This is a genomic window from Gordonia heveisoli (genome assembly GCF_030315745.1).
Lineage (GTDB): Bacteria > Actinomycetota > Actinomycetes > Mycobacteriales > Mycobacteriaceae > Gordonia.
On sequence record NZ_JASXSH010000002.1, the window covers coordinates 182325 to 208045 of the forward strand.

Below are 25721 nucleotides of genomic sequence, written 5' to 3' on the forward strand. Positions count from 1 at the left end.
TCTACTGTGGTGGCATGCCCCACCCGATCATGTTCGACGACGCCGACCCCTGCCTGCTCCGGGTCCGCGAGATCGCGCTGGCACTGCCGGAGACGACCGAGGTTGTCGCCCACGGCCGCCCGACTTTCCGGTGCGGCAAGATGTTCGGCAACTACGGCGGCAGCGTCAAAGGCAGCAAGGCCCGCCACGACCAGTCCGTCCTGTTCATCCCCGATGCTTCCGAACGTCCTGCGCTGGAATCAGATTCGCGGTTCTTCACCCCGGCCTATCTGGGCGCCTATGGCTGGCTGGGCCTCCGACTGGATGAGGATCCGGATTGGGACGAGGTCGCCGAACTCCTCGACGCGAGCTTCCGCCAGATCGCCCCCAAACGCGCGATCGCCCAACTCGACGTCCGGTGACGGCGACGGAGCGCGCGAGCCCGGCGCGCATCGAACCCCGCTACAGGGCGGTCGGGTCGCCGGCCAGGAGCTGTCCCGCCTTGGCAGAGATCTTCAGGGCGGTCGTGGCCCACTGGGCCGACGCACCGGCCAGCCCGCACGTGGGTGTGACGATGACGTTGTCGCGCAAGACCTTCCGGTTGAGACCGATCCGGTCGGTGAGCGTCGCGAGCCCGGTCGCCACCGCGTCGGCGTGCACGCGCCGGTCACCGGTTGTGGGCACCACCCCGGCAACGAGCACGTCACCCCGGTCGATCAGTGCGCCGATCTCATCGAGGTCGGTCGCGGTGGGTGCGGTGAGGTCGGCGGACAGCGCGACACCGGGCAGTCGCCGGACCAGATCCCAGCGTGTGCGCCCGCAATTGTGCAGAATCGCCGGGCGACCCACCTGCTCGATCATCGCGCCCAGCGCCTCGGCGACCTCGGTCACCGCAACGGGCTCGATCACGTCGAACCGGGTCAGGGGCTTGATGCGACCGTCGATGACATCACCGACGAGAGGTTCGTCGATCTGCACCACGACCTGCGCGCCGAGCCGACGGCTGACCTCGTCGGCGTGATTGCGCAGCCCCTCGGCGCCGGAGTCGACCAGATCGCGCACCGCGCCCCGATCGCGCAGCACCTTGTGCCCGCCGGCGAGTTCGACGGAGGCGGCCATCGTGAACGGTCCGGCGACCTGAATCTTGAACGGACGACCCGAACCCACGAAACCGGCCGTCTCCCATAGCTCCTCGACCATGTCGAGGTCTTCGCGGAGCAGATCCGCGGCGCGTCTCATCAGTCGCGAACCGCGCGGCGCCAGTCGGTAACCCCAGGTCCCGGTATCCATCGGCAGGTCGACCAGGATCGCGGCCATCCGGCCGATCATGTCCGCCCCCAGGCCCCGACCCGGCAATTCGACGAGGTGGGCCAGATCGAGCTCCCCGTTGACGACGGCCGCCGCATCGCGTGCGGACTCCCCCGGCATCGACCCGATGCCGGTACCGACTCCAACAGGAAGTGCGGGCCGACCCTCCGACCGGTCGGTCACCGGCTGCCCGACAAGGCGGGCGGCTGTGCGCGGGTGGTGGCGATACGGCCGCAGCCGACCACCAGATCACCGCGCTGCGCGTCGGGCAGATACAACACCGCCGCCTGTCCGCGGGCCACGCCGGTCAGCGGTTCGGTGAGGGCGATGTCGATACCCGGCTCACCGTCGCGCTCGATCGGGGTGGCGCGGGCGGGCGCGAGGCCGCCGTGCGCCCGAACCTGGACGACACAGTCGAAGGGGGCATCCGGGGTCTGCCCGGACGTCCACACGGCGCGGGTGGCGGCGATACCCCAGACCTGCAGGTCCGCCGCCGATCCCACCGTCACGGTCCCACTGTCGGGGTCGATGTCGGTGACGTAGCGCGGCTTGCCGTCGGCGGCCGGCGCCTCGATACCCAGACCCTTGCGCTGACCGATGGTGAACCCGTGCACGCCGTCGTGGTCGGCCAGCCGCTCCCCACTGCTCGCGTCGACGACGGCCCCCGGCCGCAGACCGATCCGGGCGCCGAGGAACGCCCGGGTGTCGCCGCTGGGGATGAAGCAGATGTCGTGGGAGTCGGGCTTGTTCGCCACGGAAAGGCCGCGGCGCGCGGCCTCGGCCCGGATCTCCGGTTTCGGGGTGTCCCCGATCGGGAACAGCGCCCGGTCGAGTTGGGCGCGGGTCAGCACCGCCAGGACATAGGACTGGTCCTTGTCGTCATCGACCGCGCGCCGCAGTTCACCGTCGACGAGTCGGGCATAGTGGCCGGTCGCCAGCGCATCGAACCTGAGAGCGACGGCCTTCTCCGCGAGCGCCGCGAACTTGACCTTCTCATTGCAGGTCAGACACGGGTTAGGGGTCTCTCCGGCCGCATAGGATGCGACGAACTCATCGATGACGTCGTCCTTGAAGCGGTCCGCGAAATCCCACACGTAGAACGGGATGCCCAGTACGTCGGCAGCCCGGCGTGCGTCGGATGCATCCTCACGGGAACAGCAGCCGCGGGACCCGGTCCGCAACGCGCCCGGCGCGGTGGACAGTGCCAGATGGACTCCGACCACCTCGTGACCGGCCTCCACTGCACGTGCTGCCGCCACCGCGGAGTCCACGCCGCCACTCATCGCCGCCAAAACCCGCATCAGCGCACCTGCCCGTTCGGAACCGAGACCAGACCGGCGGCCCGGGCGCGGTCCACCACCTCGTCGATGACTTCGGCGACCGCGTCGATATCGGCGTCGGTGGTGCTCGGGGCCAGCGAGAAGCGCAGCGACGAGCGCGCGTCGGCGACATCCAGCCCCAGCGCGATCAGCACATGGCTGGCCTGGGCCACACCCGCGGTACAGGCCGAACCGGTGGAACATTCGACACCCTTGGCGTCGAGGAGCATCAGGAGCGAATCGCCCTCACATCCGGGGAAGGACACATGCACATTGCCCGGCAGCCGACCCGTACCCAGCACACCGTTGACCGCGGCCCCCTGGACCCCGAGCAGTGTGTCGAGCAGACGCTGCTGGAGCCGGCGTACCGCCGCGGTGTTGTCGTCGAGGTTTTCGACGCACCAGCGCAGCGCCGCCGCCATCGCCGACGCCCCGGCAACATCCTGCGTTCCCGACCGAACGTCACGCTCGTGACCGCCGCCGTGCAGAAGTGGGACGCAGTCGACGGCACGGCCGAGCAACAGCGCGCCGACACCCTGCGGGCCACCGAATTTGTGCGCGGCGAGACTCAATGCGGCGAGACCGGATTCGGCGAAGTCGACCGGGATGTGTCCCGCTGCCTGGATCGCATCGGAGTGCACCGGCACGGTGAACTCGGCACCGATCGCGGCCAGCGCGGCGATCGGCTCGATGGTGCCGATCTCGTTGTTGGCCCACATCACCGAGACCAGCGCGGTCTCGTCGGCGTGGGCGGCGAGTTCGGCCCGCAGATCGGCGGGCGACACCAGACCAGCGTCGTCGACCGGCAGGATGACCAGTTCGGCCCCCTCCTCGGCAGCCAGCCACTGCGCCGGGTCGAGTACGGCGTGATGTTCGATCGCGGATACGACGATCCGGCGGCGACGATCGTCGGCCTTACGTCGTGCGCGGTAGATGCCCTTGACGGCAAGATTGTCGGCCTCGGTGCCGCCGCCGGTGAAGATCACCTCGGACGGGCGGGCACCCAGCGATGCGGCGATGGATTCGCGCGCCTCCTCCAGGATGCGGCGGGCCCAGCGGCCCGACCCGTGCAGCGACGAGGCGTTCCCCGGGCGGGTGAGCACAGCCGTCATCGCCTCGACGGCTTCGGGTCGCATCGTGGTCGATGCGGCATGGTCGAGGTAGACGGGCGCTCGAGACGGGGTGGACATCGCTAATCAGCATAAACGCGCGGCCGACGGCAACAAATTCCACGCAGGCCGGACTGCGCTCCCGACCTCACACCCGGTCGAGGAAAAAGTAGAAGTGGCGCCCTTCGATGACGCCGCCCTTCCCGTTCATGATGCCCATCACGGTGGTCTCGTCGACGCGCTTGAAATGGTCGATCACCGGCTGACCGTCGTACACCATCGACGCGGTCACCTCGCCGCGGAACTCGACCGCCCACAGGCTGGCCGCACCTTTTCCGAGCTTGGTGTTGGAGAAGAGGTTGCCTTCGGCATCCCGGCACACCAGCGGTTGAACGTCGGCGCGCGAGGCGAAGGTCTTGCCGTACCAGTTGGCTTTCTGCAGCATGCCGTTGATGGCGTGGCCGGTGACGAACTCGCCGCCCTTCCACGCGCCGAGCATCTCCTCGGGACGCAACGCCGACAGTCCGGCCCACACCGCGTCGAGCACCGCATCGTCGGCGAGACCGCCGGCCTCGCGCAGTTCACGGAACTTGGCGACAGCGTCGTCGCGAGTCAGAGATGCGGTCGTCACCTGGGCCTCCTGGCAGTAAACGAAGGGAGGCGGCCCGACCCCACGACAGGCCGCTTCAGCCAAAATATATGAGGAAACGTGCGATGTCACATCTGTGCAGTGATCTCGCCCTCAGGCCGCATGCGGAAGGGTCTCGGTCACCCGGCCGTGGGTGGGTCGATCGTCCCGGTCCGGCTCGTGCCCAAGTACCTCATGGTCGGCGATCAGCAGGCGGCATCGCGCCGCCAGCTCCCGCCGGTCGACATCGGGCAACAGGACTTCATGCCGGCGCACGACGACGGTCAGCCGCCGCATCCGCAGAATCCGCGTCATCGTCTCACCGATCGTGTCCTCACCGATGAACGCCGGCCCACTCACCCGGACACCCGAAACCCGGAAGTCCACCCGCATCGGCAGCACCGGCACACCCGCGTCGATCGCCGCCTGGAAGAACGCCGGCCGGAACTCGCCGGTGCTCCGGCCGCACCGAGTGGTCCCCTCCGGGAATACCGCGACACACCGATCGCGATGCAGCGCGGCCACCGCGGCGTCCAGCGACTGCGGCAGCCGCCGCAGCGACGCCCGGTCGACACTGATCACCCCGAACCGGCGCGCCACGGCGCCGATCCCCGGCATCGCCGCCACCTCCGCCTTCGCCACGAAATGGGCCGGGGCGACCGCCGCGATCGCCAGCACGTCCAGGAACGACACATGGTTGGCGACGATCAGCCCGCGCGCATTGCCGGCAAACGGTCGACGGTCCTCGACCGCGACCGCGACACCCACCGCGGCCAGCACGAACCGTGCCGCGCCCCGCAGGAATCGTCGCCGCACCAGCCGCGGCAGACCGACTACCGCCAGCAGGCCGACGGCCACCAGCGACAGCGTCAAAACCAGACGGATCACGCGGAACACCAACAACATTCGATGGACCGGAACCGGCCGCTGATCGAGACAGGACGTCCCGCAGGGACTCACGGGAAACCAGGCATGAGGATCACCGGCCGGCGCGGTCACGACAAGCCGCCCAGCCGGACGACACTCGACGATAGCCGGTCGAGATAGCGGGCGTTGGCTCCCCGACGGTCCAGCACCGTCAGAAAGTCGGCGCAGTCGAAGGTTTCGTCGAGTGCGGGCTCGCCGCACACCCGCGCCCCCATCCGCACGTAGCCACGCATCAGCGGCGGGACCACCGCCGCCGGAGCCGGTTCGATCTCGTCGAGCACCCGCCCGTCGACGTGGGCACGCCGATGTGGATACACCTGCCAGTCCGGCGCCCGATACTTGTCACGCAACAAGTCCCGGACCGCCCGAAGTGTCTGCCCCCGTTCACCTTCGCCGGCCTCTGGTTCCCCCGGACCGGACAGTGGGACCGATACACACCCCATCAGGTGCTGATAGTCACCGGCGTCGAGGTAGCGCAACAGTGCCGCCCACATGAGCGCCGTGACCGTCCCCGAACGGTGTGCCGACGCCACGCAGGCGCGCCCCATCTCGACCATCGACGAACCGATCGGATCGAGTTCGGTCACATCGAATTCATCTGCGGCATACCATCCGCCGGCCGCGATGGCCCGTGCCGGCGCCAGCAGTCGCGCACAACCCACCACCCCGTCGGTATCGTGCCGCACGATCAGATGCTCGCAGAACGCGTCGAACCGGTCCGCGTCACGGCCGGTCACCGCATCCCCGATGCGGTCGGAGAACCCCGGTTCGTCAGCGAAAACACGGTAGCGAAGCCGCTGTGCGGCAACGATATCTGCGGGATCGTCGGAGACCTGGATCCGGAGCGGCCCGGCGGTCAACAACGTGGTCGGCACCGACGTCCGGGCGGAGCCGACTCTGGGCAATTGCGACGTGATGTTCACGCCGTCATCGAATCCATCCCGGACGACGCCACGGCAACCCCGTCATGTCATGTCGGAACCGGTGTGGTGAACACCCACCGAATCGCACCGCGGCAAAGACCCACCGGAAACGCCGAACGGCCACCGACCGCGAGGGTCGATGGCCGTTCGGAGAGCTGCGACTAGGACGTCACTTACGCTTGCGGACCTCTTCGGCCAGCTGCGGAGCGACGTTGAACAGGTCGCCGACGATACCGAAATCGGAGATCTCGAAGATCGGGGCCTCTTCGTCCTTGTTGACCGCGACGATGGTCTTCGAGGTCTGCATGCCGGCACGGTGCTGGATGGCGCCGGAGATACCCAGCGCGATGTACAGCTGCGGCGAGACGGTCTTGCCGGTCTGACCGACCTGGAACTGTCCCGGGTAGTAACCCGAGTCGACCGCGGCACGCGAGGCACCGACGGCGGCACCGAGGGTGTCGGCCAGATCTTCGACGACCGAGAACTTCTCGGCGCTGCCGACGCCACGGCCACCGGAGACGACGATCGACGCCTCGGTGAGCTCGGGGCGGTCGCCACCGACGTTGGCCTCGACCTTGGTGATCTTCACCGCGTTCTCGGCCTGCTCGGGCACGGCGACGTCGACGCGCTCGCCGGCACCGGCCTGCGGAGCGGCCTCGACGCCACCCGGGCGAACCGAGAACACCGGGACATCGCCCTTGGCCTGGGCATCGACGGTGAAGGCACCGCCGAAGATGGAGTGGACGCCGACGGCGCCTTCCTTGATCTCGATGACATCGGCGAGGACGCCGGAGCCTAGACGGACGGCCAGCCGGCCGGCGATCTCCTTGCCGTCGGCGGTCGCCGCGACGACGATTCCGGCCGGGGCGGCGGTCTCCGCGACCGACGACAGCACGTCGACCTGCGGGCTGATCAGATAGCCTGCGACGTCATCGGATTCGGCGACGTAGATCTTCTCGGCGCCGGCCTCCTTCAGGCCGTCGATGATGCCGTCGGCGGAACCGGGGGCACCGACGACGACTGCCGACGGGGTGCCCAGGGCACGCGCGGCGGTGATCAGCTCGCTGGTGACCTTCTTCAGTCCACCCTCGGCGTCCTGCTCCACGAGCACGAGTACTTCTGCCATGTTCTTCTCCTGAATGTCTTTCTTCGCCAGTTGGTCGTGTGGAGCGAGGACTAGATGATCTTCTGCGAGACCAGGTACTCGGCCACCTTCACGCCGCCGTCGCCCTCATCGGTGACGCGCTCACCGGCGGTCTTCGGGGGCTTCGGGGTGGAGGCGGTGACGACGGAACCGGCGTTCGCCAGACCCACGTCGGTCGGCTCGACATCGATCTCGGCGAGGGTGAGGACCGCGACCTCTTTCTTCTTCGCGGCCATGATGCCCTTGAAGGACGGGAAGCGCGGCTCGTTGATCTTCTCGTTGACGCTGACGATGGCCGGCAGCGACGCGGTGATGTGGTAGATGCCGTCATCGGTCTCGCGCTCGCCGGAGAGGGTCTCACCCTCCACGGTCAGCTTGCGCAGGTGAGTCAGGTGCGGAAGCTCGAGGTACTCGGCGATCATGGCCGGGATCGCACCGACGCGACCGTCGGTGGCCTCGTTACCGGCGATGACCAGTTCGACGCCTTCGACGGTGCCAAGCGCACGGGCCAGCACGTAGGCAGTCTGAACGGCATCCGAGCCGTGCAGCAGGTCGTCCTTGATGTGGATTGCCTTGTCGGCACCCATCGACAGAGCCTTGCGGATGGCCTCGGTGGCGCGCTCCGGGCCGGCAGCCAGGACGGTGACCTCGCCGCCATCGGCTTCCTTGATCTTCAGTGCCTCTTCGACGGCCCGCTCGTTGATCTCGTCGAGAACAGCGTCAGCGGCTTCACGGTCGAGGGTGAAGTCTCCGTCGGACAGCTTGCGCTCGGACCACGTGTCGGGCACCTGCTTGATCAAAACGACAATATTTGTCATGGGTCTACGTCGACCTCCTGCGTCGGTGTCAATACCTTACCAATGGGTAAGGTTCGATTGGTCTCCCTCACTTTAGCGTCTCCTTTGTTCCCGCTAAACATCGACTACCTCACACAATGCGACAGCCGGACTCGCCTGCCCACCGTCGCGGCGCAGGATTGGGTGACTCAGCCGCCACGACCGCATGACGCCATGCCCTACTGTCGTGACAATGACCACCGATGACAGGACGCTGCAGGACCTGCCCGCCGACGTCCAGCTCGCGCTGACCGGGGAGCGGACAGTTCCCGGCATCCCTGCCGAGAACTACTGGTTCCGGCGTCACGAGGTCGCCTATCAGCACATCGTCGACCGATGCTCCGGGCGCGAGCTGCTCGAAGCCGGGTCCGGTGAGGGTTATGGCGCAGCCCTGCTGGCGACCGCGGCCACAACGGTGACCTGTGTCGACTACGACCACACCGCCGTCGAGCACACCCGCCGCCGGTACCCGGGACTGATCGTGCACGAGGGCAACCTCATCGACCTACCCCTCGCCGACGATTCCGTCGACACCGTCGTCAACTTCCAGGTGATCGAACACCTGTGGGATCAGCCGGCATTCATCGCCGAATGTGCCCGGGTGCTGCGACCCGGTGGTGAACTCCTCATCTCCACACCCAACCGGATCACCTTCTCCCCCGGCCTCGACACCCCGCTCAACCCGTTCCACACCCGCGAACTCCACGCCGCCGAGCTGACCGAGTTGCTCGTCGACGGCGGTTTCGAGGTCACCGCGATGCTCGGCGTCTACCACGGCCCGACGCTGCGTGAACTCGACGCACGCTGGGGCGGATCGATCATCGACGCCCAGATCGAACGCGCGCTCGCCGGTGAGGAATGGCCGGCCGAGCTGACCGACGCGGTCGCGGGCATCGCGGTCACCGACTTCGAGATCCTCGACACCACCGCTGGTGCCGCCGACATCGATGCATCCCTGGACCTGCTCGCCATCGCGACACGGAGATGACGGCCATGGGGGGTTCGGCCGGAGTGCCCGGTCAATTCAGTTTCGTCCTGCATTCACACCTGCCCTGGCTGGCCAATCACGGTCGATGGCCGGTCGGCGAGGAATGGCTCTACCAGTCGTGGGCGGCGTCCTATCTGCCCGTCGTCGAGGTGCTGCGCCGACTCGCCGACGACGGTTTCCGCGACCAGCTGTCGCTGGGCATCACCCCGGTGCTGGCCGCCCAGCTCGACGATCCGCACTGTTGCGCCTCGATGTACGAATGGCTGGCCGACTGGCAGCTGCGTGCCTGCGAGGCCGCGGTGTCCACCGATCCCGACCGCGCTGAATCTGGCCATCGCGAGTTCCGGGCGGCCGCACACGCGCTGGCCGACTTCGAGGTCAACTGGCGCCACGGCGCGTCGCCGGTGATCCGGTCATTGGTTTCCAGTGGAGTCATCGAAGTGCTCGGTGGACCGCTCGCCCATCCGTTCCAGCCGTTACTCGACCCACGTCTGCGACGATTCTCGCTGCGTGAGGGGCTCAACGACGCCCGGTCGCGCTGGGGCTTCGACCCGTCCGGCATCTGGGCACCCGAATGCGCCTTCGCACCCGGCATGGAAACCGAGTACGCGCGCGCCGGCGTCGGACATTTCATGGTCGACGGCCCGACCCTGCACGGCGACACGGCGCTCGGTCGCCCGGTCGGCGACACCGAGGTCGTCGCCTTCGGCCGCGATCTCACCGTCAGCTACCGCGTCTGGTCGCCGAAGTCGGGCTATCCCGGTCACGCCGCCTACCGCGACTTCCACACCTACGACCACACCACCGGATTCAAGAGCTTCCGGGTGACCGGCCGCAACGTCCCCGGCGATGCCAAGAAGCCCTACGACCCCGCTCTCGTCGACGCCGTGATCGACCGGCACGTCGACGACTTCGTCGAGACGGTGGCGCGTCGGCTCACCGACGAGTCGTCCCGGATCGGTGCCCCCGCTCTGGTCGTCGCCGCCTTCGACACCGAACTCTTCGGCCACTGGTGGTTCGAGGGTCCGATCTGGCTCGAACGGGTCCTGCGCCGGCTGCCCGAAGCCGGGGTCACCGTCGGCACCCTGGCCACCGCCCGCGCCAACGGCTTCGTCGGCGATCCGATGGAACTGCCCGCATCGTCGTGGGGGTCGGGCAAGGACTGGCGGGTGTGGAACGGTCCCCAGGTCGAGCACCTGGTCACGCTCAACGCCGAGGTCACCGAAACCGCGCTGGACACCTGCGAGAAGCTGCTCGCCGGTGGTGGTGGCCGCAACCGGGTCGCCGACCAGATCGTGCGCGAGGCGCTGATGACCGTGTCCAGTGACTGGCCCTTCATGGTGTCCAAGGACACCGCCGCCAACTACGCTGTGCAGCGAGCACACACCCATGCGCACGCCACCCGCGAGATCTGCGACGCCGCGATGCGCGGTCGGGACGCCCACGCGGCCGAACTGGCCGCCGGTTGGAACCGCGCCGACAACCTGTTCGCCGGCCTCGACGCACGACGGCTACTCGCGGCGATGAGAGAGGAAACGGGGGACGCCACGTGAGGGTTCTACTCGTCTCGTGGGAATACCCACCGGTGGTGGTCGGTGGGCTCGGACGGCATGTCCACCACCTCGCCACCGAACTCGTTGCGCACGGGCACGACGTCGTCGTCCTGACCCGCAGGCCGTCGGGGACCGACGCCCTGTCGCATCCGACCGTCGACACCGTCGCCGAAGGGGTGCGGGTGATCGCGGTCGCCGAAGACCCGCCGGAGTTCGAATTCGGCACCGACATGCTGCCGTGGACGCTGGCGATGGGCCACTCCCTGATCCGCGCCGGGCTACGCATCCTGGCCGGGGAACGGATGTCGCCCACCAGCCCGTCCTGGACTCCCGAAGTCGTGCACGCACACGACTGGCTGGTCGCCCATCCGGCGATCACGCTCGCCGAATTCTTCGACGTGCCACTGGTATCCACCATCCACGCCACCGAAGCCGGGCGGCACAGCGGCTGGGTCAGCGGCCGGATCAACCGCCAGGTGCACTCGGTCGAGTGGTGGCTGGCGGCCGAATCCGACGCCATCATCACCTGCTCGGCGTCGATGCGCGACGAGGTGCACCGACTGTTCGGCCCCGACATCGCCGACATCCAGGTGATCCACAACGGCATCGACGTGACGACCTGGCCGTTCGCCGAACGTGCCGCGGCCGATGACGCGCCGGAACTGCTCTTCGCCGGACGCCTCGAATACGAGAAGGGCGTCCAGGATCTGCTGGCGGCTCTCCCCCGGATCCGTCGGACGCATCCGGGCACCACCCTGACCGTCGCAGGCACCGGCACCCAACACGACTGGTTGCTCGAACAGGCTCGGAAACACCGGGTCAGCAAAGCAGTCCGGTTCCTCGGCGCCGTCGACCACGACGAACTCGTCCGACTCATGCACCGATGTGCCGCGATTGTCCTGCCCAGCCGCTACGAACCATTCGGGATCGTCGCCCTGGAGGCCGCTGCCACCGGCGCACCGCTCGTCGTCTCCACGGCCGGTGGGCTCGGCGAAGCCGTCACCGCACCCACCACCGGGCTGAGCTTCGAACCGGCCGACGTCGCCGGACTGGCGACCGCCGTCCGGACCATGCTGAGCGACCCGGCCGCAGCCGCCGCTCGGGCACGCCGTGCCCGGGACCGGCTGACCGCCGAATTCTCCTGGTCGGAGGTCGCCGATCGCACCGGCGGGGTCTATCTCGCCGCCAAGCGCCGGGTTCGTCATCCGGTCGGCCGACCGTTCATTCCGCAACGGCCACTACCCGAGCGAGATCCCGCACAATCGTGACGTAACCCCACACCCACGACAGGAGCCTCTGTGCGCAGTCCGCTGTTCGACCAGTCCAACCGGGAGAAGCAGAGCCAGCAGCGCTGGACGATGCAGTCGGCGAAGATGCTACGAGTCGGTTTCGGGCCCGACGCGCTGGCCGCCAAGGGAGCGATGGTGGCCTACCAGGGCCAGATCGACTTCAAACACGAAGGCTCGGGCAGCGTCAGCAACTTCCTGAAGAAGGCGATCAGCAACGAGGGCGGCCAGCTGATGCGGGTCAGCGGTCAGGGCGAGGTGTTCTTCGCCCGCCGCGCCGAAGACGTGTTCCTCCTCGAACTCGAGGGCCCGCAGGATTCGATCACCGTGAACACCTCCAGCCTGCTGGCCTTCGACTCGTCGCTGCAGTGGCAGATCACCTCGATCGGCAACGCAGGCATGCTCGCCGGTGGCCTGTTCAACCTGACGCTGACGGGTCAGGGCACCATCGGCGTGTCCAGCGACGGCCCGCCGATGATCCTCGATTGTTCGGTGCAGCCGACCTTCGTCGACCCGCAGGCCGCGGTGTGCTGGTCGGCCAACCTCAAACCCGGCCTCAAGAACGACTTCAAGATGGGATCTCTCATCGGCCGCGGGTCGGGTGAATCCTTCCAGCTGGCCTTCCACGGCCCCGGTTTCGTTGTCGTACAGCCCAGCGAGGGCACCCCGCTGGTCGCCGGAACATAACCCGGCAACCCGCGTGATCGGCGCCGCGCCATGCGCGGGCGCCGATCACCCGGCCCGATCACCCGGCCCGGTCACAACGTGCGTCGTTCAGGCGTCGGCGGCGCGTCGGGCCGCAGCCTTCTTACGTTCGATGTCGGCGAGGGCGCGTTCGAGTTCAGCGCGTTCGGCCGCGGTGCGCGCCCAATCGTCCTTACGGTTCTTGACGACCCGGGCCGGGGCGCCGACCGCGATCGAATAATCCGGGATCTCGCCCTTGACAACGGCATGCGAGCCGAGCACACAGCCCCGGCCGACGACCGTATTGCGGAGCACCGACACCTTGGCCGCCACCCAGGTGTCCGGTCCGATCCGCACCGGCCCCTTGACGATTCCCTGATCCTTGATCGGCAGCGTGATGTCGTCCATGCGGTGATCGAAATCGCAGATGTAGCACCAGTCGGCGACGAGGGTGGAGCCACCGATCTCCATGTCGAGATACGAGTTGACGACGTTGTTGCAGCCGAAGACCGTCTTGTCGCCGATCCGCATACTGCCCTCATGGCAACGGATCGAGTTGCCGTCGCCGATGTGCACCCAGCGGCCGATCTCCATCCGCGCCAGCTCCGGGGTCGCGTGGATCTCCACGTCGCGGCCGAGGAACACCATGCCGCGCAAGATGATGTGCGGGTTGGCCAGCCGGAACCGTGCCAGCCGGTAGTAGCGCACCAGGTACCAGGGAGTGTAGGCGCGGTTGCGCACCACCCACCGCAATGAATCCCGGGTGAGAAAGCGGGCCTGCGCCGGATCGCGCCGACGGCCGGCACGCCAGCGCGACCGGTAGGAGGCGTTCCACATCGTGGTCATGAGGACAAACCCTAATCGACGCGATTTCGGCACACGATAGGCTCTGAGGCTGGCGCATCGACCGGTACCCACCGGCCGGTGCCGACGTGGGAGAATCCGGCCGATCGTCGCCGGGAAGCAGGTACGCGGACAGGAGCAGGATGGCCGAATCAGCCCGACGGCGTTCGACACGAACCGGATCGATACGGACCGGTTCGATGCGGGCCGGTTCGACGAGTCTGGGCGGGGGTTCGCAGTTGCGCCGACGCTCCCGGATGGTCACCGGCGCCCTGGTCGCCGTCTGCGCGATGGTCGTCGCGGCGTGCTCCGACGGCCATATCGATGTGCGCTCGGTCGCCGGTATCGGCTGGACCAGCTATGGCGGCAACGCCGCCAATTCCAACTTCACCGGCGCTACGGTCCCCGACGATCTGGCGCTGTCGTGGACCCGCCCGACCGGCGGCCCGATCACCGCACCGCTGACCATCTCGACCCGCTCCAACGTCGGGGTCACCGCGAGTACCGCCAACGGTTGCAACACCTTCGTCCTCGACCCACATTCGGGGCGCAAGAACTTCTGCAAGCGGATGCGTGAAGGCGTCGAGGTCGCCTCGATGCTGGTCGACCAGTACGACCAGCCTTATCTCGGTGAGCAGACCACCATCCTGGCCTTCAACGCCGGCGGTGCCATTCGCTGGCGTGCCGGGGTGACCGGCGTCCCCCTGTCGGCGAAGTTCGCCGCACCGGGCGTCGCGCTGGTCGTCAGCACCCTCGGCCAGATCCAGCTGATCGACACCCAGACCGCCACACTCGTCGCGCCCGAGGTCAAACTGCGGCCTGACGCCGACCCCAACGACCCGCTGTACGGTTTCGGCGAATGCCTCAGTGACGGCCCCCGCTGCGTGGTGCCCGCGCCCGCTGCCGTCGATCCGGGCCGGGAGCGCTTCTTCCTCAACGTGTGGCCGCCGGGTGCCATCGCCTCCCAGATCCGCGCGTTGGGTTACGGACAGGTCGACGGGCAGCGCAAGGTCGCCGAACTCTGGCATGCCGACGTTCCCGGCGGTGTCATCGGCCCGGCCACGCTGTCCGCGGACGGTTCGACGGTCTACGCCTTTTCCCGCCTGGGGCAGCTCGTGGCCCTCGACGCCGCCACCGGCAAGACCCGCTGGGCCTACAACAACGGCGGCTACGGCTTCGGCACCATGTCGGTCTCCCCCGACGGACTGATCATTCCGACCGGGGTCATCGGCGCTCCGCTGACCCTACTGCGTGATACCGGCGATCACGCCGAACAGGTGTGGCAGCGCACGGATCTCGCAACCGTGAGCCTCTCCACGCTGACCGCCTCGGGCACCGCGTGGACCGTGGTTCGCGATGCGGGCAAGGATTCGCTGTCGCTGACCGAGGTCTCCACCGTCGACGGCAAGACCCTCCGATCGCTGCCGATGCCGGAATCAGTCGGCTTCGCCACCGGCGTCGCGGTGTCGCCGACCGGCCAGATCGCCGTCGCCACCAATATCGGCGAGGTCTACTTCTACGACAGCGCCGCGCAGATCCGCTAGCCGCGAATTCCCGCTCATCGATTCCGTTGCCGCTTATTGGATCCAATGAGCGGCAACGGAATCGATGAGCGGGAGTCTCAGAACCGGACGCCGGGCTCGCAGAGGAAGCCGGTTCCCTTGCGGCCGATGCGGGTCAGCACCAGGCTCAACGGTCGGGATCCCTTGAGTTTGAGTCGCTTGCGTAGACTGTCGGGGTCGACGTCGAGTCCACGGACCAGGATCTCCAGGCTGCCGCAGTCGTGGTCGGCGAGCACCTTGCGCAACGCCCGCTCGGCGACGCCGACCTGGCCGATGATGCGGAAGCCGCGTTCCCCGGCCGGCACCGAATCGCCGGTGAGATAGGCGATCTGCGGGTCGAGCAGACCCAGCCCGTGCCGGTGCGCGTAATGGCGGACCAGGCCGGCGCGCACGATCGCGCCGTCGGGATCGACGATCCACTCCCCGATCTCGCCGACCGGCACATCGTCGGAGGCGGCATCGGTGATCTCGGTGGCCGTCACCGCACCAGCGGTACCGGTGCGCAGCACGGTGGCCCGCCGGACCGGCGCAATGCCCGGACCAGACCACAGCACCGCCTCCCGCACACCACCGTCAAGTGAGGTCAGCTGCACTTCGCCCTCAAAGCCGAAGCGGTTGCGCAACATCGAATAGTCAAGCCCTGGAGCGCATTTGACCGCCAGGTTGCGTCCCGCGTAGACGGTCAGCACGTCGAGCAGCGGTGGCGACAGATCTTCCAACCGGAACACCCGACTGCCGCCGGACCTCCGGGCCGGATCGGCGAGGACGACATCGGCGTTCGACGTCGGCGTCAGCGCGTCGGCGCGCAGCAGGGTCACCCCGGGAACGTTGTGGCGGGCCATCGCCAGACGGACGTCGTCGAGGTCACTGCCGATCACCCCGCCGATGCCGTCGCGGCCGGCGAGTTCGGCGAGTTCGGCGCCCGTCGAACACGTGACGTCGTGGACCACCGCACCCCGATGTCGGCCCGCGATCTCGGCGGCGCGATGGGCGGCGACCACCGAGTTCGTCGACTGCTGCAGCGCGTCGTCGGTGAGTAGCAGGTCGTCGGCGTTGCGGAGTTTGCCACGCGCACGACGTCGGCAGCGGACGGTCTCGATCAGCGCGGCGTCCTGTGGCGCGTACCGGGCGCGCAGGTCGGCGATGTCACCGATCATCGACCCCGACGACAACTCCAGGAGCGACGTTTGTTCGAGCGCCTTCATCCCCTGCCGTGACCGCAGGTAGGCGACGTCCGCGGTGGTGAATGTGTATCCCATCGGGGGAATATCCTAACCGCGTCGAACCGAATCCATATTCTGGTAACGTTCGTATTCAGATCGTGTGCAATTGGTTCACCAGCACCCGATCGTCGGGGAGGAGAACGAATATGCACGGCTACACCAACAGCGGCGACACCAACAGCGGCGACATCAACAGCGGCGGCCTCGAGCTCGGACCGCAGTCACTGCTGTGGCGCTTCCTCGGCGACCGACGGTACATCGCGGCACTGTGCCGGGCCTTTCCGCTGCAGATGCTCAACCCGGCGATCGCCGCCGCGACCATGGAGTTCTCCCTGGTGCCCAAGCGGATCTTCGTACACAAATCCCGCACCATCCGGTGCCTGATCGAGTCGGCCTATCTCACCGACTTCGACTCCGTGCGGCTCATCCGCTACGCCCACGACACCATGAGCGGGCAACGGCCCGACGGGGTGCGCTATCACGCACTCAACCCGGAGATCTTCCTGTTCGAACACTGCACCTACGTCGACGCCGTCTTCGCCTGCGTGGACGCCTTCCACGGTGGCCTCGACGACGACGAACGCGAACAGCTCTACCAGGACACCCGCGCCTGGTACCGGATCTACGGGATCTCCGCGCGCAGCCTGCCCGCGACCTACCGGGACTTCACCGCATACTTCGCCGACGCGCTGGCCACCCAGACCGACCCAGAACCAGGAATGGGCGCCTACGGCCACCAGTTCCTCTCCCCCGACTACGGCCCGTTCAAGAAGGTGCCGTCAGGCGTCGTTCGCGCATTGCAGCATCCGCTCGCCCAGCACCACCTCGGCATCAGCCCCACCGACGCCGATCGTCGCGCGCTCACCCGTTACGGCCGCCGAATGTCGTTGGCGGAGAAGATCTCCCCGAACCGCGTCATCTTCCCCGACAGTGTGCGCGAGCAGGTCGTCGCCGCACGCAGCCGCGCCAAGAACCTGAGCACCACGACCTGAGCACCACGACACCGGGCCGCCGACCCCACCGATGGTGGAGGTCGACGGCCCGGTCGTCAGTGCGGCGCAGCAGCGCCGGTGTTCACTCCGGCTTGGTACCGGTCACCACGACGTTGTAGAAGAACTTCGGCGGCACGACCTTGCGCAGCACGTTCTCGTCGAGCCAGGTCATCCGCTTCCAGCCGCCGAAGGCGAATCCAGCCCAACCCCAACCCAGCTTCTCCGCCGGAACCGCCGCTTCGAACGTACGCACCGGCCAGCCCAGCATGGCAGCGGCGAGTTCCTCGGTGGCGGTGTCCACCTTGACCGCACCCGCGCTGCGGGCAATACCGGCCAGTTGATCGGGATCGAAGGTGTGGATGTCCACGACGGCTTCGAGGGCGGCCGCCCGGGAGGACTCGTCGAGTTCCTCCTGCGGACGACGCCAGCTCGACAGCGGCCCGAACTTGGTGATGTTCGTGGTGGCCCACCAGGTGGCACGGCTCATCCAGCGGGCGTAGAAATCGCCGATGGTCGACGGTTCGCCGGCGAAGACGAAGCGGCCCCCCGGCTTGAGGACCCGAAGCACCTCGCGCAGCGCAAGCTCGACGTCGGGGATGTGGTGCAGCACCGCATGTCCGACCACCAGGTCGAAGGTGTTGTCCTCGTAGGGGATCTTCTCCGCGTCGGCCACCCGGCCGTCGACGTCGAGTCCCAGATTCTCGGCGTTGCGCAGCGCGACCTTCACCATGCCCGGCGACAGGTCGGTGACCGACCCCTTCTTCGCGACCCCCGACTGCATCAGGTTCAGCAGGAAGAAGCCGGTGCCGCAACCCAGTTCCATCGCCCGGCCGTAGGGCAGCGGCGCATCAGAGATGGCGGCGTCGAAACGGCCACGCGCATAGTCGATACAACGTTCGTCGAAGCTGATCGACCACTTCTCGTCGTAGGTCTCCGCCTCCCAGTCGTGATAGAGCACCTGCGCCAGCTTGGTGTCCTCCAGAGCGGCCTTGACCTGCTCCTCGGTGGCATGCGGATTCGGCGCCGGATCGACGTCGGGGGTCACGTTGGTCATGTCGGTGGAATCGCTTTCGTCGTACGTCATCTTCTCGAAGTGCAGTTTCGTGATGCGGCCGAGGAACTCGGCTGTGTCTACTTGCCGAGGACCTCGGCTGTGTCTACTTGCCGAGGAACCCGGCGGATGCCTACTTGCCGAGGAACCCGGCGGATGCCTACTTGCCGAGGAACTCGGCCTTGCCGGGACCGTTGTCGATGAACGAACGCATCCCGATGCGGCGGTCCTCGGTGGCGAACAATGCGGCGAACAGCTGGGCCTCGATCTTCAGGCCGGTGTCCAGGTCGACTCCCAGCCCCTGGTCGACGGCCTTCTTCGCCGCCGCCAGCGCCACCGAGGCGGCATTGCGGAACTGTCCGGCCCAGGCGAGCGCCGCGTTGTACACCTCGTCGGGTGCGACGACCTCGTCGACCAACCCGATCGACAATGCTTCAGCCGCATCGATGAAGCGACCGGTGTAGATCAGATCCTTGGCCTTGGCCGCACCGACCAGACGTGCGAGACGCTGGGTGCCACCGCCGCCGGGGATCACACCGAGAAGGACCTCCGGCACACCCAACTTGGCGTTGTCACCGGCGATCCGGCGATCGGCGCCGAGCGCGACCTCGAGTCCGCCACCGAGCGCATACCCGGTGATGGCCGCGACAGTCGGTTTCGGGATCTCGGCGATGGCGCCCAGACTGTCCTGCAGCCGACCGGCGATCTTCGCCATCTCCGCGTAGGTCATGTCGTTCATCTCTTTGATGTCCGCACCCGCTGCCAGAACCTTGGGGCCGCCGTAGACCACCACGGCCTTGATGTCGTCGCGCAGCGTCGCCTCCTCGGCGGCCGCGAGCAACTCGGTCTGAACCTGACGGCTCAGGGCGTTCATCGGCGGACGATTCAGCAGGATCGTGCCGACCCCGGGGTGTGCGTCGGATGTCTCGAGGGTGACGAACTCAGGCATGGTCGAAGGCTACCGGGTCAGCCTGCCCTTATGTGGTCGACCCCCGATGGGCGGGATCCGACACTACTGTTGGCGACATGAGCCGCGATGCGTCCGCAGGCGAGCCAGTCGTCCTGACCGTCGGCGATCGGTCCGTGCGGATCTCCAGCCCGGATCGCGTCTACTTCCCCGAGCGTGGTGAGACCAAACTCGATCTGGTCGAGTACTACCTGTCGGTGGGTGAAGGCATCGTCCGCGCGCTACGCGAGCGCCCCTGCATGTTGCACCGCTTCCCGAAGGGGGTCGCGGACAAAAAGGTGCACCAGAAGCGGGTGCCTGCCGGTGCACCGGACTGGCTGCAGACGACCGAGATCTACTTCCCGCGCTACGGCCGCACCGCCGACGAGCTGTGCGTCACCGAACTCGCCGCGGTGATCTGGGCCGTCCAGATGTCGACGGTCGAGTTCCATCCGTGGAACTCGCGTCGCGCCGACCCGGAGTCTCCCGACGAATGGCGCATCGACCTCGACCCGATGCCCGACTGCACCTTCCCGCGGATACGCCGGGTCGCCGGGGTGGTGCACGAGGTACTCGACGATCTGGGCATGCGTGGCTTCCCGAAGACATCGGGCGGCCGTGGCCTGCACATCTATGTCCGCATCGAACCCGACTGGGGTTTCCACGACGTCCGGCGGGCGGCACTGGCCTTCGCCCGCGAGGTGGAACGTCGCGCGCCGCAGGATGTGACGACCGCGTGGTGGCGGAAAGATCGGGACCCCGGCGCGGTCTTCGTCGACTACAACCAGAACACCCGCGACCACACCATGGCCGCGGCCTATTCGGTGCGCGGCAATCCGCGTGCCACCGTCTCGACGCCGGTGTCGTGGCCGGAGATCGCCGACATCGTGCCCGACGACTTCACCATCGCCACCGTGCCCACCCGATTCGCCGCTCTCGGCGACCTGCACGCCGAGATCGACGACGTCAGCCACCGGATCGACGAACTACTCGACTGGGCTGAACGCGACGGCATCGCCGCCGACGAGGACACCGCTTCGGGCTGAGCCTGGCCCTACAGCTCCGGTGTCCGCTGGTCGCCCAGTGCCTCGAAGTAGCGATCCGATGACGGAAAACTCAGTCTGGCGAGACCGGCCCCCGGCGTCACGTCGGGCTGAATGGGTTCGATCCGATGATCGGCGGCCAGCAGATCATCGACACAATCGAAGCGCGCGATCTCGGTCAACTGCGCCCAGGTGGGCGGTAGCAGGAAGTGTTTACCGTCGCGCCACGAAGTCAACGCCGCACGGGCGCCCGCCCACAACGCGACCTCGGCTTCAGTGGTCGCGTCGTCGGGGTGCTGCCCGTGTGGGACCGCAGCCAGGAAGAAGCGGGTGTCGTAGCGACGCTTCTCGTTGACCGGGGTGATCCAATGCGCGAGGGGCGCCAGGAGGTCGGCGCGGAGCGTCAGCGACCGAGCACGCAGGAACTCTGCCAGCGACAGCGACTTGTCTACCAGCTGGGCGCGTTCGGCCGACAGCGCGGCCGGATCGACAACCTCACCCTCCGCACCGGTCGCCAGCAGCACGCCGCATTCCTCGAACGTCTCCCGGACGGCCGCGCACACCAGCGCCTGTGCGGTCTCCTCGGTGGTGTTGAAGGCGTCCGCCCACCACGGCGCGCCGGGACCGGACCACGCGAGGTCGGCTTCGGCGTCGCGGGCATCGACGCCGCCACCGGGAAACACCGTCATCCCGCCCGCGAAGGCCATCTGTTTGACGCGCCGCTGAAGGAAGACCTCGATGCCGTCGGACCCGTCCCGCACCAGCACCACCGTTGCCGCATCACGCAGCGGCGCCGCCGGGGCGCCGGATTCGGGAGTGGTCGACTCGGGCGCGGACATCGGTACCTCCGGAACGAACGGGCGGACCGCGGTGTCGCGGGTCCGGTCTCCCCCGACCCTAGTCGGCGCCCGTCAACCCTCCGCCCGGCGGTGGCCGCCCGCACGCCGACTTCGGCGCGCGAAGAAGCGGCCGTCGACCTTGCTCAGGGTGATCTGCTGCCGGAACGCGGTCGACAGGTTCTCCCCCGTCACCACGTCTTCGAGCAGGCCCTGCGCAACCACGCCACCCTCGGAGAGGATCAGCGCATGGGTGAATCCTTCGGGGATCTCCTCAACGTGATGCGTGATGAGCACGATCGCCGGTGCATCCGGGTCGACGGCGAGCCGCGACAGCCGCTCCACCAGTTCCTCACGTCCGCCCAGATCGAGTCCGGCCGCGGGTTCGTCGAGGAGCAGCAGTTCCGGATCTGTCATCAACGCGCGCGAGATCAGCACCCGTTTCCGTTCGCCCTCCGAGAGCGTGCCGAATCGCCGGTCGGCGAGGTGCTCGGCTCCCATCGACTCCAGTGATTCGACGGCCTGCGCCCGATCGACGTCGTCATAGGTTTCGCGCCACCGCCCGAGCACCGAGTATCCGGCCGAGATCACCACGTCGCTGACGATCTCGTCGTCGGGGACACGGTCGGCCAATCGTGCACTGGCGGTGCCGATTCGGATGGACAGCTCCCGCAGCTCGACCCGGCCGAGCTGTTCATTCAGCACGAAGGCCGAACCCGATGTCGGGTGCACCTCGGCGCCGGCCATGCGCAGCAGCGACGTCTTCCCCGCACCGTTCGGTCCGATGACCACCCAGCGTTCGTCGAGTTCCACCTGCCAGGTGATCGGGCCCACGAGGGTGTTTCCGCCGCGGATCAGGGACACATCGGAGAAGTCGATCAACAGATCGGGATCGGATTCGGGCACGCCCTCCATCCTGCACCACGCCGCCGGTTCACACATCCGCGACGTCCCAACACGGCAGCGGGAATAACCCGCCCGGGTTACCGCCTTGACTTCGATGTGAGTTCGCAGCCCCGCAAGTTGTCCATCCTCGATCTGGCACATATCGGCCCCGGTGAGACCGCCGCGCAAAGTTTCGCCGCCAGTGTCGATCTCGCGCAGCGCGCCGAGGGGTGGGGCTACCACCGCATCTGGTACGCCGAACATCACAACATGAAGACGATCGCCTCAGCCGCACCGGCCGTGCTGATCGCGCATGTCGCCGCACACACCTCGACGATCCGCCTCGGCGCCGGCGGTGTCATGCTGCCCAATCACTCCCCGCTCGCCATCGCCGAGCAGTTCGGCACGCTCGCCGAGTTGCATCCAGGTCGGATCGACCTGGGTGTCGGCCGGGCGCCGGGTGGCGATCAGCAGACCTTCGCCGCTCTGCGGCGCACCATCGCCGACGCCGACCGGTTTCCCCGCGACGTCCTCGAATTGCAGGGCTATCTCGGTGAGCATTCCCGGGTTGAGGGAGTCCGCGCCACACCCGGCGCAGGCACCGATGTGCCGCTCTACATTCTCGGCTCGTCGTTGTTCGGGGCCCAGCTCGCCGCCGCCCTCGGGCTGCCCTACGCCTTCGCGTCACATTTCGCGCCACAGGCGTTGACCGAGGCGGTTGCCCTGTACCGCAGGGAATTTCAACCGTCAACGGTGCTCGATGAGCCCTATGTCATCGCCGGTCTCTGCGCGATCGCCGACGACGACCCGGCCGTCGCGCACGCCCAGCTGCAGGCGGCCAAGCGGCAGCGGGTCACCGCCTTGTTCGGCCGCGGGCGGACCTTCACCGACGAGGAGGCCGACGCCATCCTGTCCGTGCCGCAGGGCCGCCAGATCGACGCGATGATGACCTATGCCGGCGTCGGCACCCCCACCGAGGTGCGCGACTATCTCGACTGGTTTGCCGGACACGCCGACGCCGACGAGCTGATCGTCGCAGCCATCGCACCCGATCGGGCCATCTGGCGAAATACGTTGGCGCACTTGGCCCCGACGCCCGTCGCCCTCACCAGCCCTCGCCCACCGGCCACCTGAGCAGCCCGCCGACAAAGCTGCGAGCGTCACGGAGGATCTACCACGGATACGAGTCAGGCCAGCCGGAAGTCGTCGAAGTCGAACCCGGGCACCACGATCGCACTGACCAGCGCCGCCTCAGCCCTCGCCGGCCGCGCGCGTTGCCAGCAGCCTGGCGGCACCACCGCCTGCGGCCGCTGCCCCGCGGTGACATCCGGTCCGAGCGCAATCGGCTGCGGCGCCCCCGGCGCGTCGTCGGTGCCGCCGAGGTCGAGGATGACTGGAGCACCGCGATGGTGCAGCCAGATCTCCGCGCCGCGCACGGTGTGCCACGCCGATTCTTCTCCGGGGAGCAGCAGAAAGTAGATCGCGGTACCTGCCGACCGGGCACCGGAATAGCCGGACGGAAGAACGGTTTCGGGCAAGGTCAGGTCGCTGCGCCAGGTCTCCGCGAACCAACCGCCCTCGGGGTGTGGCGACAGATCCAGTTCCTGGGCCCAGTCGGGCAGGACAGGATCGCTCATCAGCGGACCTCCGCGATCACGGTGACCGAACCGGGTGCGATCTCGGTGAAACCCGCGTCGCGAACCGCGACCGCGCGCCCTGCCGCATCCGCGCCGAGTAGTTCCCGCCACCTCGCCACGTCGGCGACGCGCACCGCGAGCGGGCACTCGTCGGCACGCCACCGCGCGGTATCGGCGACCGACAGCAATCTGACGACCAGCATTGCCGCGTGCCCGACCTGTGCCGCGGTCTTACCCACCGACATATCCAGTTCGGGGTTGATCCACAGCACGACACCATGTTCGGGCGCCTGCGTCGGTAGTGCTCCGTCCACCTCGGTGCCGCCGATCTGCAACCGGGAGATCCGGCGATCGACGTCGCCGATCCGGCCGGGCACGAAGGCTCGAGCCTGCGCGCTGCCCTGCGTCGCGGTGACCCCCCACACTTCCTGCGCCGCAACCCAGTGCGCGCCCCGGGCCCGCCGGGCGATCTTCCTGATCCGTGCGTCGCACCAGACGTCGAGTTCCGGCGCCCACGGCCCGTCGCCTGCGCTGCGGTCGTCCAGACACAGCAGGGCGACGGCGCGTGCGCCGGCCTCGAGAAGGTCGGTACGGTCGGGCGGGTCGGCCTTCTCTATCCGCAACACCATCTGCATGGCGCGGACATCGGCAGGGTCCGACGGATCGTCGTGACCGCCGACGTAGCTGGTCAGACGCCGGTGATTCTCGATCAACGCAGCGTCGGCGACAGGTGTGTCCGGAGACGACACGTCACTCCAGTGGGACGCGGCGCAGCACACCGTCGGCAGCATCGGCCGCCTCGATCTCATCGCGGGTGACACCCAGGATGAAGAGCACAGCGTCGAGGAACGGATGGCTCAGCGCCGCATCGGCGACCTCGCGCAGCGCGGGCTTCGCGTTGAACGCAATTCCGAGTCCGGCGACCGAGAGCACATCGATGTCGTTGGCGCCGTCGCCGACAGCGATGGTGTGTTCCATCGGCACCCCGACCTGATCGGCGAAGGATCGCAGTGCGCGTGCCTTCCCGGCCCGGTCGACGACCTCACCGATCACCCTGCCGGTCAACTTGCCGTCGACGATCTCCAGGGTGTTGGCCCGGACGAAATCGATCTCCAGTTCCTGGGCGAGTCCGTCGATGACCTGCCGGAAACCACCGGACACGAGGCCGCAGTGATAGCCGAGCCGGTGCAGCGTGCGGATGGTGGTGCGCGCGCCCGGCGTCAGCTGCAGCGAATCGGCGACCTCACCGATCACCGATGCGTCGAGACCGGCGAGAGCCGCCACCCGCTGATGCAGCGATTCGGAGAAGTCCAGTTCACCACGCATGGCGGCCTCGGTGACCGCGGCGACCTCGGCCTCACGTCCGGCCTTCGCGGCCAGCATCTCGATGACCTCACCCTGGATGAGGGTGGAGTCGACGTCGAAGACGATGACCCGCTTGGCGCGACGGGTGAGCCCGCCGCGTTCGACGGCGATGTCGATGGTGTGCCGGGCAGCCACTTCAGCCAGCCCCTTGCGGAGCGCGGCGTCGGCGGCGACGGTGCCCTGCCCACCGGGTCCGGTACCGGCCACACTGACCATGAGTTCCAGACCGGTCAGCGGGTAGTCGGCAACCCCGCGGATGGAGTCGATGTTGCCGCCCTGACCGGCCAGTTCGGCGGCCACCGCGTTGAACCCCTCGGCGGTCACCGGACTACCGAGAAGGACCACCGCATGGGTCGATGGCGCGTGGCCACCCGAATCGGCCCCGACCTCGACCCGGACGTTCATCCCGATCGAGTTCATGGCCTGCTCGACCACATCCTGCAGCGCCTCGGTCTCATCGTCGGATGAGGTCGCCGACACCAGCACACCCAGCGTCAGCTGGCCTCGGATCACCACCTGCTCGACGTCGAGCAGGCTGACCCGCCGACCGGCGAGCGCCCCCATCAGGACCGACGTCACGCCGGGCCGGTCGGGACCGGTGACCGTGATGAGAACCGTCGTCGAAGAACTACCGTTTTTCGCGTTGGTCACCGG

Annotated in this window: 26 protein-coding genes; 9 read left to right on the top strand and 17 right to left on the bottom strand. The window is 67.9% G+C overall.

Annotated features, from left to right (window positions below; all coding sequences use genetic code 11):
* The first annotated feature begins 14 nt into the window (after window positions 1-14).
* A complete protein-coding gene (locus tag QSJ18_RS02530; RefSeq protein WP_286324639.1) occupies window positions 15-401 on the top strand; it encodes an MmcQ/YjbR family DNA-binding protein in 387 nt (128 codons plus the stop codon).
* 40 nt (window positions 402-441) lie between these two features.
* On the opposite strand, the gene QSJ18_RS02535 is transcribed toward QSJ18_RS02530, so the two are convergent.
* From QSJ18_RS02535 to QSJ18_RS02570, 8 genes are all read right to left on the bottom strand, one after another.
* Window positions 442-1470 carry a uroporphyrinogen decarboxylase/cobalamine-independent methonine synthase family protein gene (locus tag QSJ18_RS02535; RefSeq protein ID WP_286324640.1) on the bottom strand — a complete coding sequence of 343 codons (1029 nt, stop codon included), beginning with the start codon at window positions 1468-1470 and terminating at the stop codon, window positions 442-444.
* Window positions 1467-2588 (bottom strand): tRNA 2-thiouridine(34) synthase MnmA, encoded by a 1122-nt coding sequence (gene mnmA / locus QSJ18_RS02540; RefSeq protein WP_286324641.1) that lies wholly within the window; start codon window positions 2586-2588, stop codon window positions 1467-1469. The genes QSJ18_RS02535 and mnmA overlap by 4 nt, the downstream gene beginning before the upstream one ends.
* Window positions 2588-3796, bottom strand: a complete 1209-nt coding sequence (locus tag QSJ18_RS02545) for a cysteine desulfurase family protein (RefSeq protein ID WP_286324642.1) — start codon at window positions 3794-3796, stop codon at window positions 2588-2590. Before QSJ18_RS02545 ends, mnmA begins: the two co-directional genes overlap by 1 nt.
* Window positions 3797-3863: 67 nt before the next feature.
* On the bottom strand, window positions 3864-4346 hold the full coding sequence (locus tag QSJ18_RS02550) for a DUF4334 domain-containing protein (protein ID WP_462475964.1): 483 nt from the start codon (window positions 4344-4346) through the stop codon (window positions 3864-3866).
* A gap of 111 nt (window positions 4347-4457) precedes the next feature.
* Complete coding sequence (locus QSJ18_RS02555; RefSeq protein ID WP_286324643.1) at window positions 4458-5231, bottom strand: lysophospholipid acyltransferase family protein; 774 nt, start codon at window positions 5229-5231, stop codon at window positions 4458-4460.
* 107 nt (window positions 5232-5338) lie between these two features.
* Window positions 5339-6193: a GNAT family N-acetyltransferase gene (locus QSJ18_RS02560; RefSeq protein WP_286324644.1), complete on the bottom strand. Its 855-nt coding sequence runs from the start codon at window positions 6191-6193 to the stop codon at window positions 5339-5341.
* 169 nt (window positions 6194-6362) lie between these two features.
* Window positions 6363-7319 (bottom strand): electron transfer flavoprotein subunit alpha/FixB family protein, encoded by a 957-nt coding sequence (locus QSJ18_RS02565; protein WP_286324645.1) that lies wholly within the window; start codon window positions 7317-7319, stop codon window positions 6363-6365.
* 50 nt (window positions 7320-7369) lie between these two features.
* Window positions 7370-8155, bottom strand: coding sequence for an electron transfer flavoprotein subunit beta/FixA family protein (locus QSJ18_RS02570; protein WP_286324646.1), 786 nt, complete (start codon window positions 8153-8155; stop codon window positions 7370-7372).
* A gap of 211 nt (window positions 8156-8366) precedes the next feature.
* On the opposite strand from QSJ18_RS02570, the gene QSJ18_RS02575 reads away from it, so the two are divergent.
* Genes QSJ18_RS02575 through QSJ18_RS02590 form a run of 4 tightly spaced genes read left to right on the top strand, consistent with a single transcriptional unit; the run spans window position 8367 to window position 12687 of the window.
* Window positions 8367-9161: a class I SAM-dependent methyltransferase gene (locus QSJ18_RS02575; RefSeq protein WP_286324647.1), complete on the top strand. Its 795-nt coding sequence runs from the start codon at window positions 8367-8369 to the stop codon at window positions 9159-9161.
* 5 nt (window positions 9162-9166) lie between these two features.
* Window positions 9167-10714 carry a glycoside hydrolase family 57 protein gene (locus QSJ18_RS02580; RefSeq protein ID WP_286324648.1) on the top strand — a complete coding sequence of 516 codons (1548 nt, stop codon included), beginning with the start codon at window positions 9167-9169 and terminating at the stop codon, window positions 10712-10714.
* A complete protein-coding gene (locus QSJ18_RS02585; protein WP_286324649.1) occupies window positions 10711-11982 on the top strand; it encodes a glycosyltransferase family 4 protein in 1272 nt (423 codons plus the stop codon). Before QSJ18_RS02580 ends, QSJ18_RS02585 begins: the two co-directional genes overlap by 4 nt.
* Window positions 11983-12012: 30 nt before the next feature.
* Window positions 12013-12687 (top strand): AIM24 family protein, encoded by a 675-nt coding sequence (locus QSJ18_RS02590; RefSeq protein WP_286324650.1) that lies wholly within the window; start codon window positions 12013-12015, stop codon window positions 12685-12687.
* Window positions 12688-12774: 87 nt separating this feature from the next.
* On the opposite strand, the gene QSJ18_RS02595 is transcribed toward QSJ18_RS02590, so the two are convergent.
* Entirely contained in the window at window positions 12775-13530 is a 756-nt protein-coding gene (locus tag QSJ18_RS02595) for an acyltransferase (protein WP_286324651.1), read from the bottom strand.
* Window positions 13531-13784: 254 nt separating this feature from the next.
* Between QSJ18_RS02595 and QSJ18_RS02600 the strand changes: the two genes are divergently transcribed.
* Window positions 13785-15071: an outer membrane protein assembly factor BamB family protein gene (locus QSJ18_RS02600; protein ID WP_286324818.1), complete on the top strand. Its 1287-nt coding sequence runs from the start codon at window positions 13785-13787 to the stop codon at window positions 15069-15071.
* A gap of 77 nt (window positions 15072-15148) precedes the next feature.
* On the opposite strand, the gene QSJ18_RS02605 is transcribed toward QSJ18_RS02600, so the two are convergent.
* Window positions 15149-16348, bottom strand: a complete 1200-nt coding sequence (locus QSJ18_RS02605; RefSeq protein WP_286324652.1) for a THUMP-like domain-containing protein — start codon at window positions 16346-16348, stop codon at window positions 15149-15151.
* 110 nt (window positions 16349-16458) lie between these two features.
* On the opposite strand from QSJ18_RS02605, the gene QSJ18_RS02610 reads away from it, so the two are divergent.
* The gene (locus QSJ18_RS02610; RefSeq protein ID WP_286324653.1) at window positions 16459-17304 is read left to right on the top strand and encodes an oxygenase MpaB family protein; all 846 of its coding nucleotides are present in this window, start codon (window positions 16459-16461) and stop codon (window positions 17302-17304) included.
* An 82-nt stretch (window positions 17305-17386) separates the two neighbouring features.
* On the opposite strand, the gene QSJ18_RS02615 is transcribed toward QSJ18_RS02610, so the two are convergent.
* Together QSJ18_RS02615 and QSJ18_RS02620 are read right to left on the bottom strand one after the other, a co-directional pair.
* Window positions 17387-18388 carry a class I SAM-dependent methyltransferase gene (locus QSJ18_RS02615; protein WP_286324655.1) on the bottom strand — a complete coding sequence of 334 codons (1002 nt, stop codon included), beginning with the start codon at window positions 18386-18388 and terminating at the stop codon, window positions 17387-17389.
* A gap of 127 nt (window positions 18389-18515) precedes the next feature.
* Window positions 18516-19304 (bottom strand): enoyl-CoA hydratase/isomerase family protein, encoded by a 789-nt coding sequence (locus tag QSJ18_RS02620; RefSeq protein ID WP_286324656.1) that lies wholly within the window; start codon window positions 19302-19304, stop codon window positions 18516-18518.
* A 77-nt stretch (window positions 19305-19381) separates the two neighbouring features.
* On the opposite strand from QSJ18_RS02620, the gene ligD reads away from it, so the two are divergent.
* Entirely contained in the window at window positions 19382-20347 is a 966-nt protein-coding gene (gene ligD, locus QSJ18_RS02625) for a non-homologous end-joining DNA ligase (protein WP_286324657.1), read from the top strand.
* 8 nt (window positions 20348-20355) lie between these two features.
* Here ligD and QSJ18_RS02630 read toward each other — a convergent pair whose 3' ends face one another.
* The gene (locus QSJ18_RS02630; RefSeq protein ID WP_286324658.1) at window positions 20356-21183 is read right to left on the bottom strand and encodes an NUDIX hydrolase; all 828 of its coding nucleotides are present in this window, start codon (window positions 21181-21183) and stop codon (window positions 20356-20358) included.
* Between the two features lie 72 nt (window positions 21184-21255).
* A complete protein-coding gene (locus QSJ18_RS02635; protein WP_286324659.1) occupies window positions 21256-22086 on the bottom strand; it encodes an ABC transporter ATP-binding protein in 831 nt (276 codons plus the stop codon).
* 96 nt (window positions 22087-22182) lie between these two features.
* On the opposite strand from QSJ18_RS02635, the gene QSJ18_RS02640 reads away from it, so the two are divergent.
* Window positions 22183-23199 carry an LLM class flavin-dependent oxidoreductase gene (locus QSJ18_RS02640; RefSeq protein ID WP_286324660.1) on the top strand — a complete coding sequence of 339 codons (1017 nt, stop codon included), beginning with the start codon at window positions 22183-22185 and terminating at the stop codon, window positions 23197-23199.
* A 53-nt stretch (window positions 23200-23252) separates the two neighbouring features.
* Here the strand turns inward: QSJ18_RS02640 and QSJ18_RS02645 are convergent, their stop codons facing one another.
* From QSJ18_RS02645 to serB, 3 genes are read right to left on the bottom strand one after another with little or no spacing between them, the layout of a single operon-like run.
* Entirely contained in the window at window positions 23253-23702 is a 450-nt protein-coding gene (locus QSJ18_RS02645; protein WP_286324661.1) for a cupin domain-containing protein, read from the bottom strand.
* Complete coding sequence (locus tag QSJ18_RS02650; protein ID WP_286324662.1) at window positions 23702-24451, bottom strand: peptidyl-tRNA hydrolase; 750 nt, start codon at window positions 24449-24451, stop codon at window positions 23702-23704. The genes QSJ18_RS02645 and QSJ18_RS02650 overlap by 1 nt, the downstream gene beginning before the upstream one ends.
* Window position 24452: 1 nt before the next feature.
* Window positions 24453-25718 carry a phosphoserine phosphatase SerB gene (serB, locus tag QSJ18_RS02655; RefSeq protein ID WP_286324663.1) on the bottom strand — a complete coding sequence of 422 codons (1266 nt, stop codon included), beginning with the start codon at window positions 25716-25718 and terminating at the stop codon, window positions 24453-24455.
* Window positions 25719-25721: the final 3 nt, after the last annotated feature.

What these genes read in the sequence shown, in the direction of transcription:
- QSJ18_RS02575 (WP_286324647.1), top strand. Translation starts at nt 8,367, where the DNA reads ATGACCACCGATGACAGGACGCTGCAGGACCTGCCCGCCGACGTCCAG.
- mnmA (WP_286324641.1), bottom strand. Translation starts at nt 2,588, where the DNA reads ATGCGGGTTTTGGCGGCGATGAGTGGCGGCGTGGACTCCGCGGTGGCG.
- QSJ18_RS02545 (WP_286324642.1), bottom strand. Translation starts at nt 3,796, where the DNA reads ATGTCCACCCCGTCTCGAGCGCCCGTCTACCTCGACCATGCCGCATCG.
- ligD (WP_286324657.1), top strand. Translation starts at nt 19,382, where the DNA reads ATGAGCCGCGATGCGTCCGCAGGCGAGCCAGTCGTCCTGACCGTCGGC.
- QSJ18_RS02565 (WP_286324645.1), bottom strand. Translation starts at nt 7,319, where the DNA reads ATGGCAGAAGTACTCGTGCTCGTGGAGCAGGACGCCGAGGGTGGACTG.
- QSJ18_RS02530 (WP_286324639.1), top strand. Translation starts at nt 15, where the DNA reads ATGCCCCACCCGATCATGTTCGACGACGCCGACCCCTGCCTGCTCCGG.
- QSJ18_RS02620 (WP_286324656.1), bottom strand. Translation starts at nt 19,304, where the DNA reads ATGCCTGAGTTCGTCACCCTCGAGACATCCGACGCACACCCCGGGGTC.
- QSJ18_RS02645 (WP_286324661.1), bottom strand. Translation starts at nt 23,702, where the DNA reads ATGAGCGATCCTGTCCTGCCCGACTGGGCCCAGGAACTGGATCTGTCG.
- QSJ18_RS02580 (WP_286324648.1), top strand. Translation starts at nt 9,167, where the DNA reads ATGGGGGGTTCGGCCGGAGTGCCCGGTCAATTCAGTTTCGTCCTGCAT.
- QSJ18_RS02570 (WP_286324646.1), bottom strand. Translation starts at nt 8,155, where the DNA reads ATGACAAATATTGTCGTTTTGATCAAGCAGGTGCCCGACACGTGGTCC.
- QSJ18_RS02600 (WP_286324818.1), top strand. Translation starts at nt 13,785, where the DNA reads ATGGTCACCGGCGCCCTGGTCGCCGTCTGCGCGATGGTCGTCGCGGCG.
- QSJ18_RS02595 (WP_286324651.1), bottom strand. Translation starts at nt 13,530, where the DNA reads ATGACCACGATGTGGAACGCCTCCTACCGGTCGCGCTGGCGTGCCGGC.
- QSJ18_RS02605 (WP_286324652.1), bottom strand. Translation starts at nt 16,348, where the DNA reads ATGGGATACACATTCACCACCGCGGACGTCGCCTACCTGCGGTCACGG.
- QSJ18_RS02615 (WP_286324655.1), bottom strand. Translation starts at nt 18,388, where the DNA reads ATGACGTACGACGAAAGCGATTCCACCGACATGACCAACGTGACCCCC.
- QSJ18_RS02610 (WP_286324653.1), top strand. Translation starts at nt 16,459, where the DNA reads ATGCACGGCTACACCAACAGCGGCGACACCAACAGCGGCGACATCAAC.
- QSJ18_RS02630 (WP_286324658.1), bottom strand. Translation starts at nt 21,183, where the DNA reads ATGTCCGCGCCCGAGTCGACCACTCCCGAATCCGGCGCCCCGGCGGCG.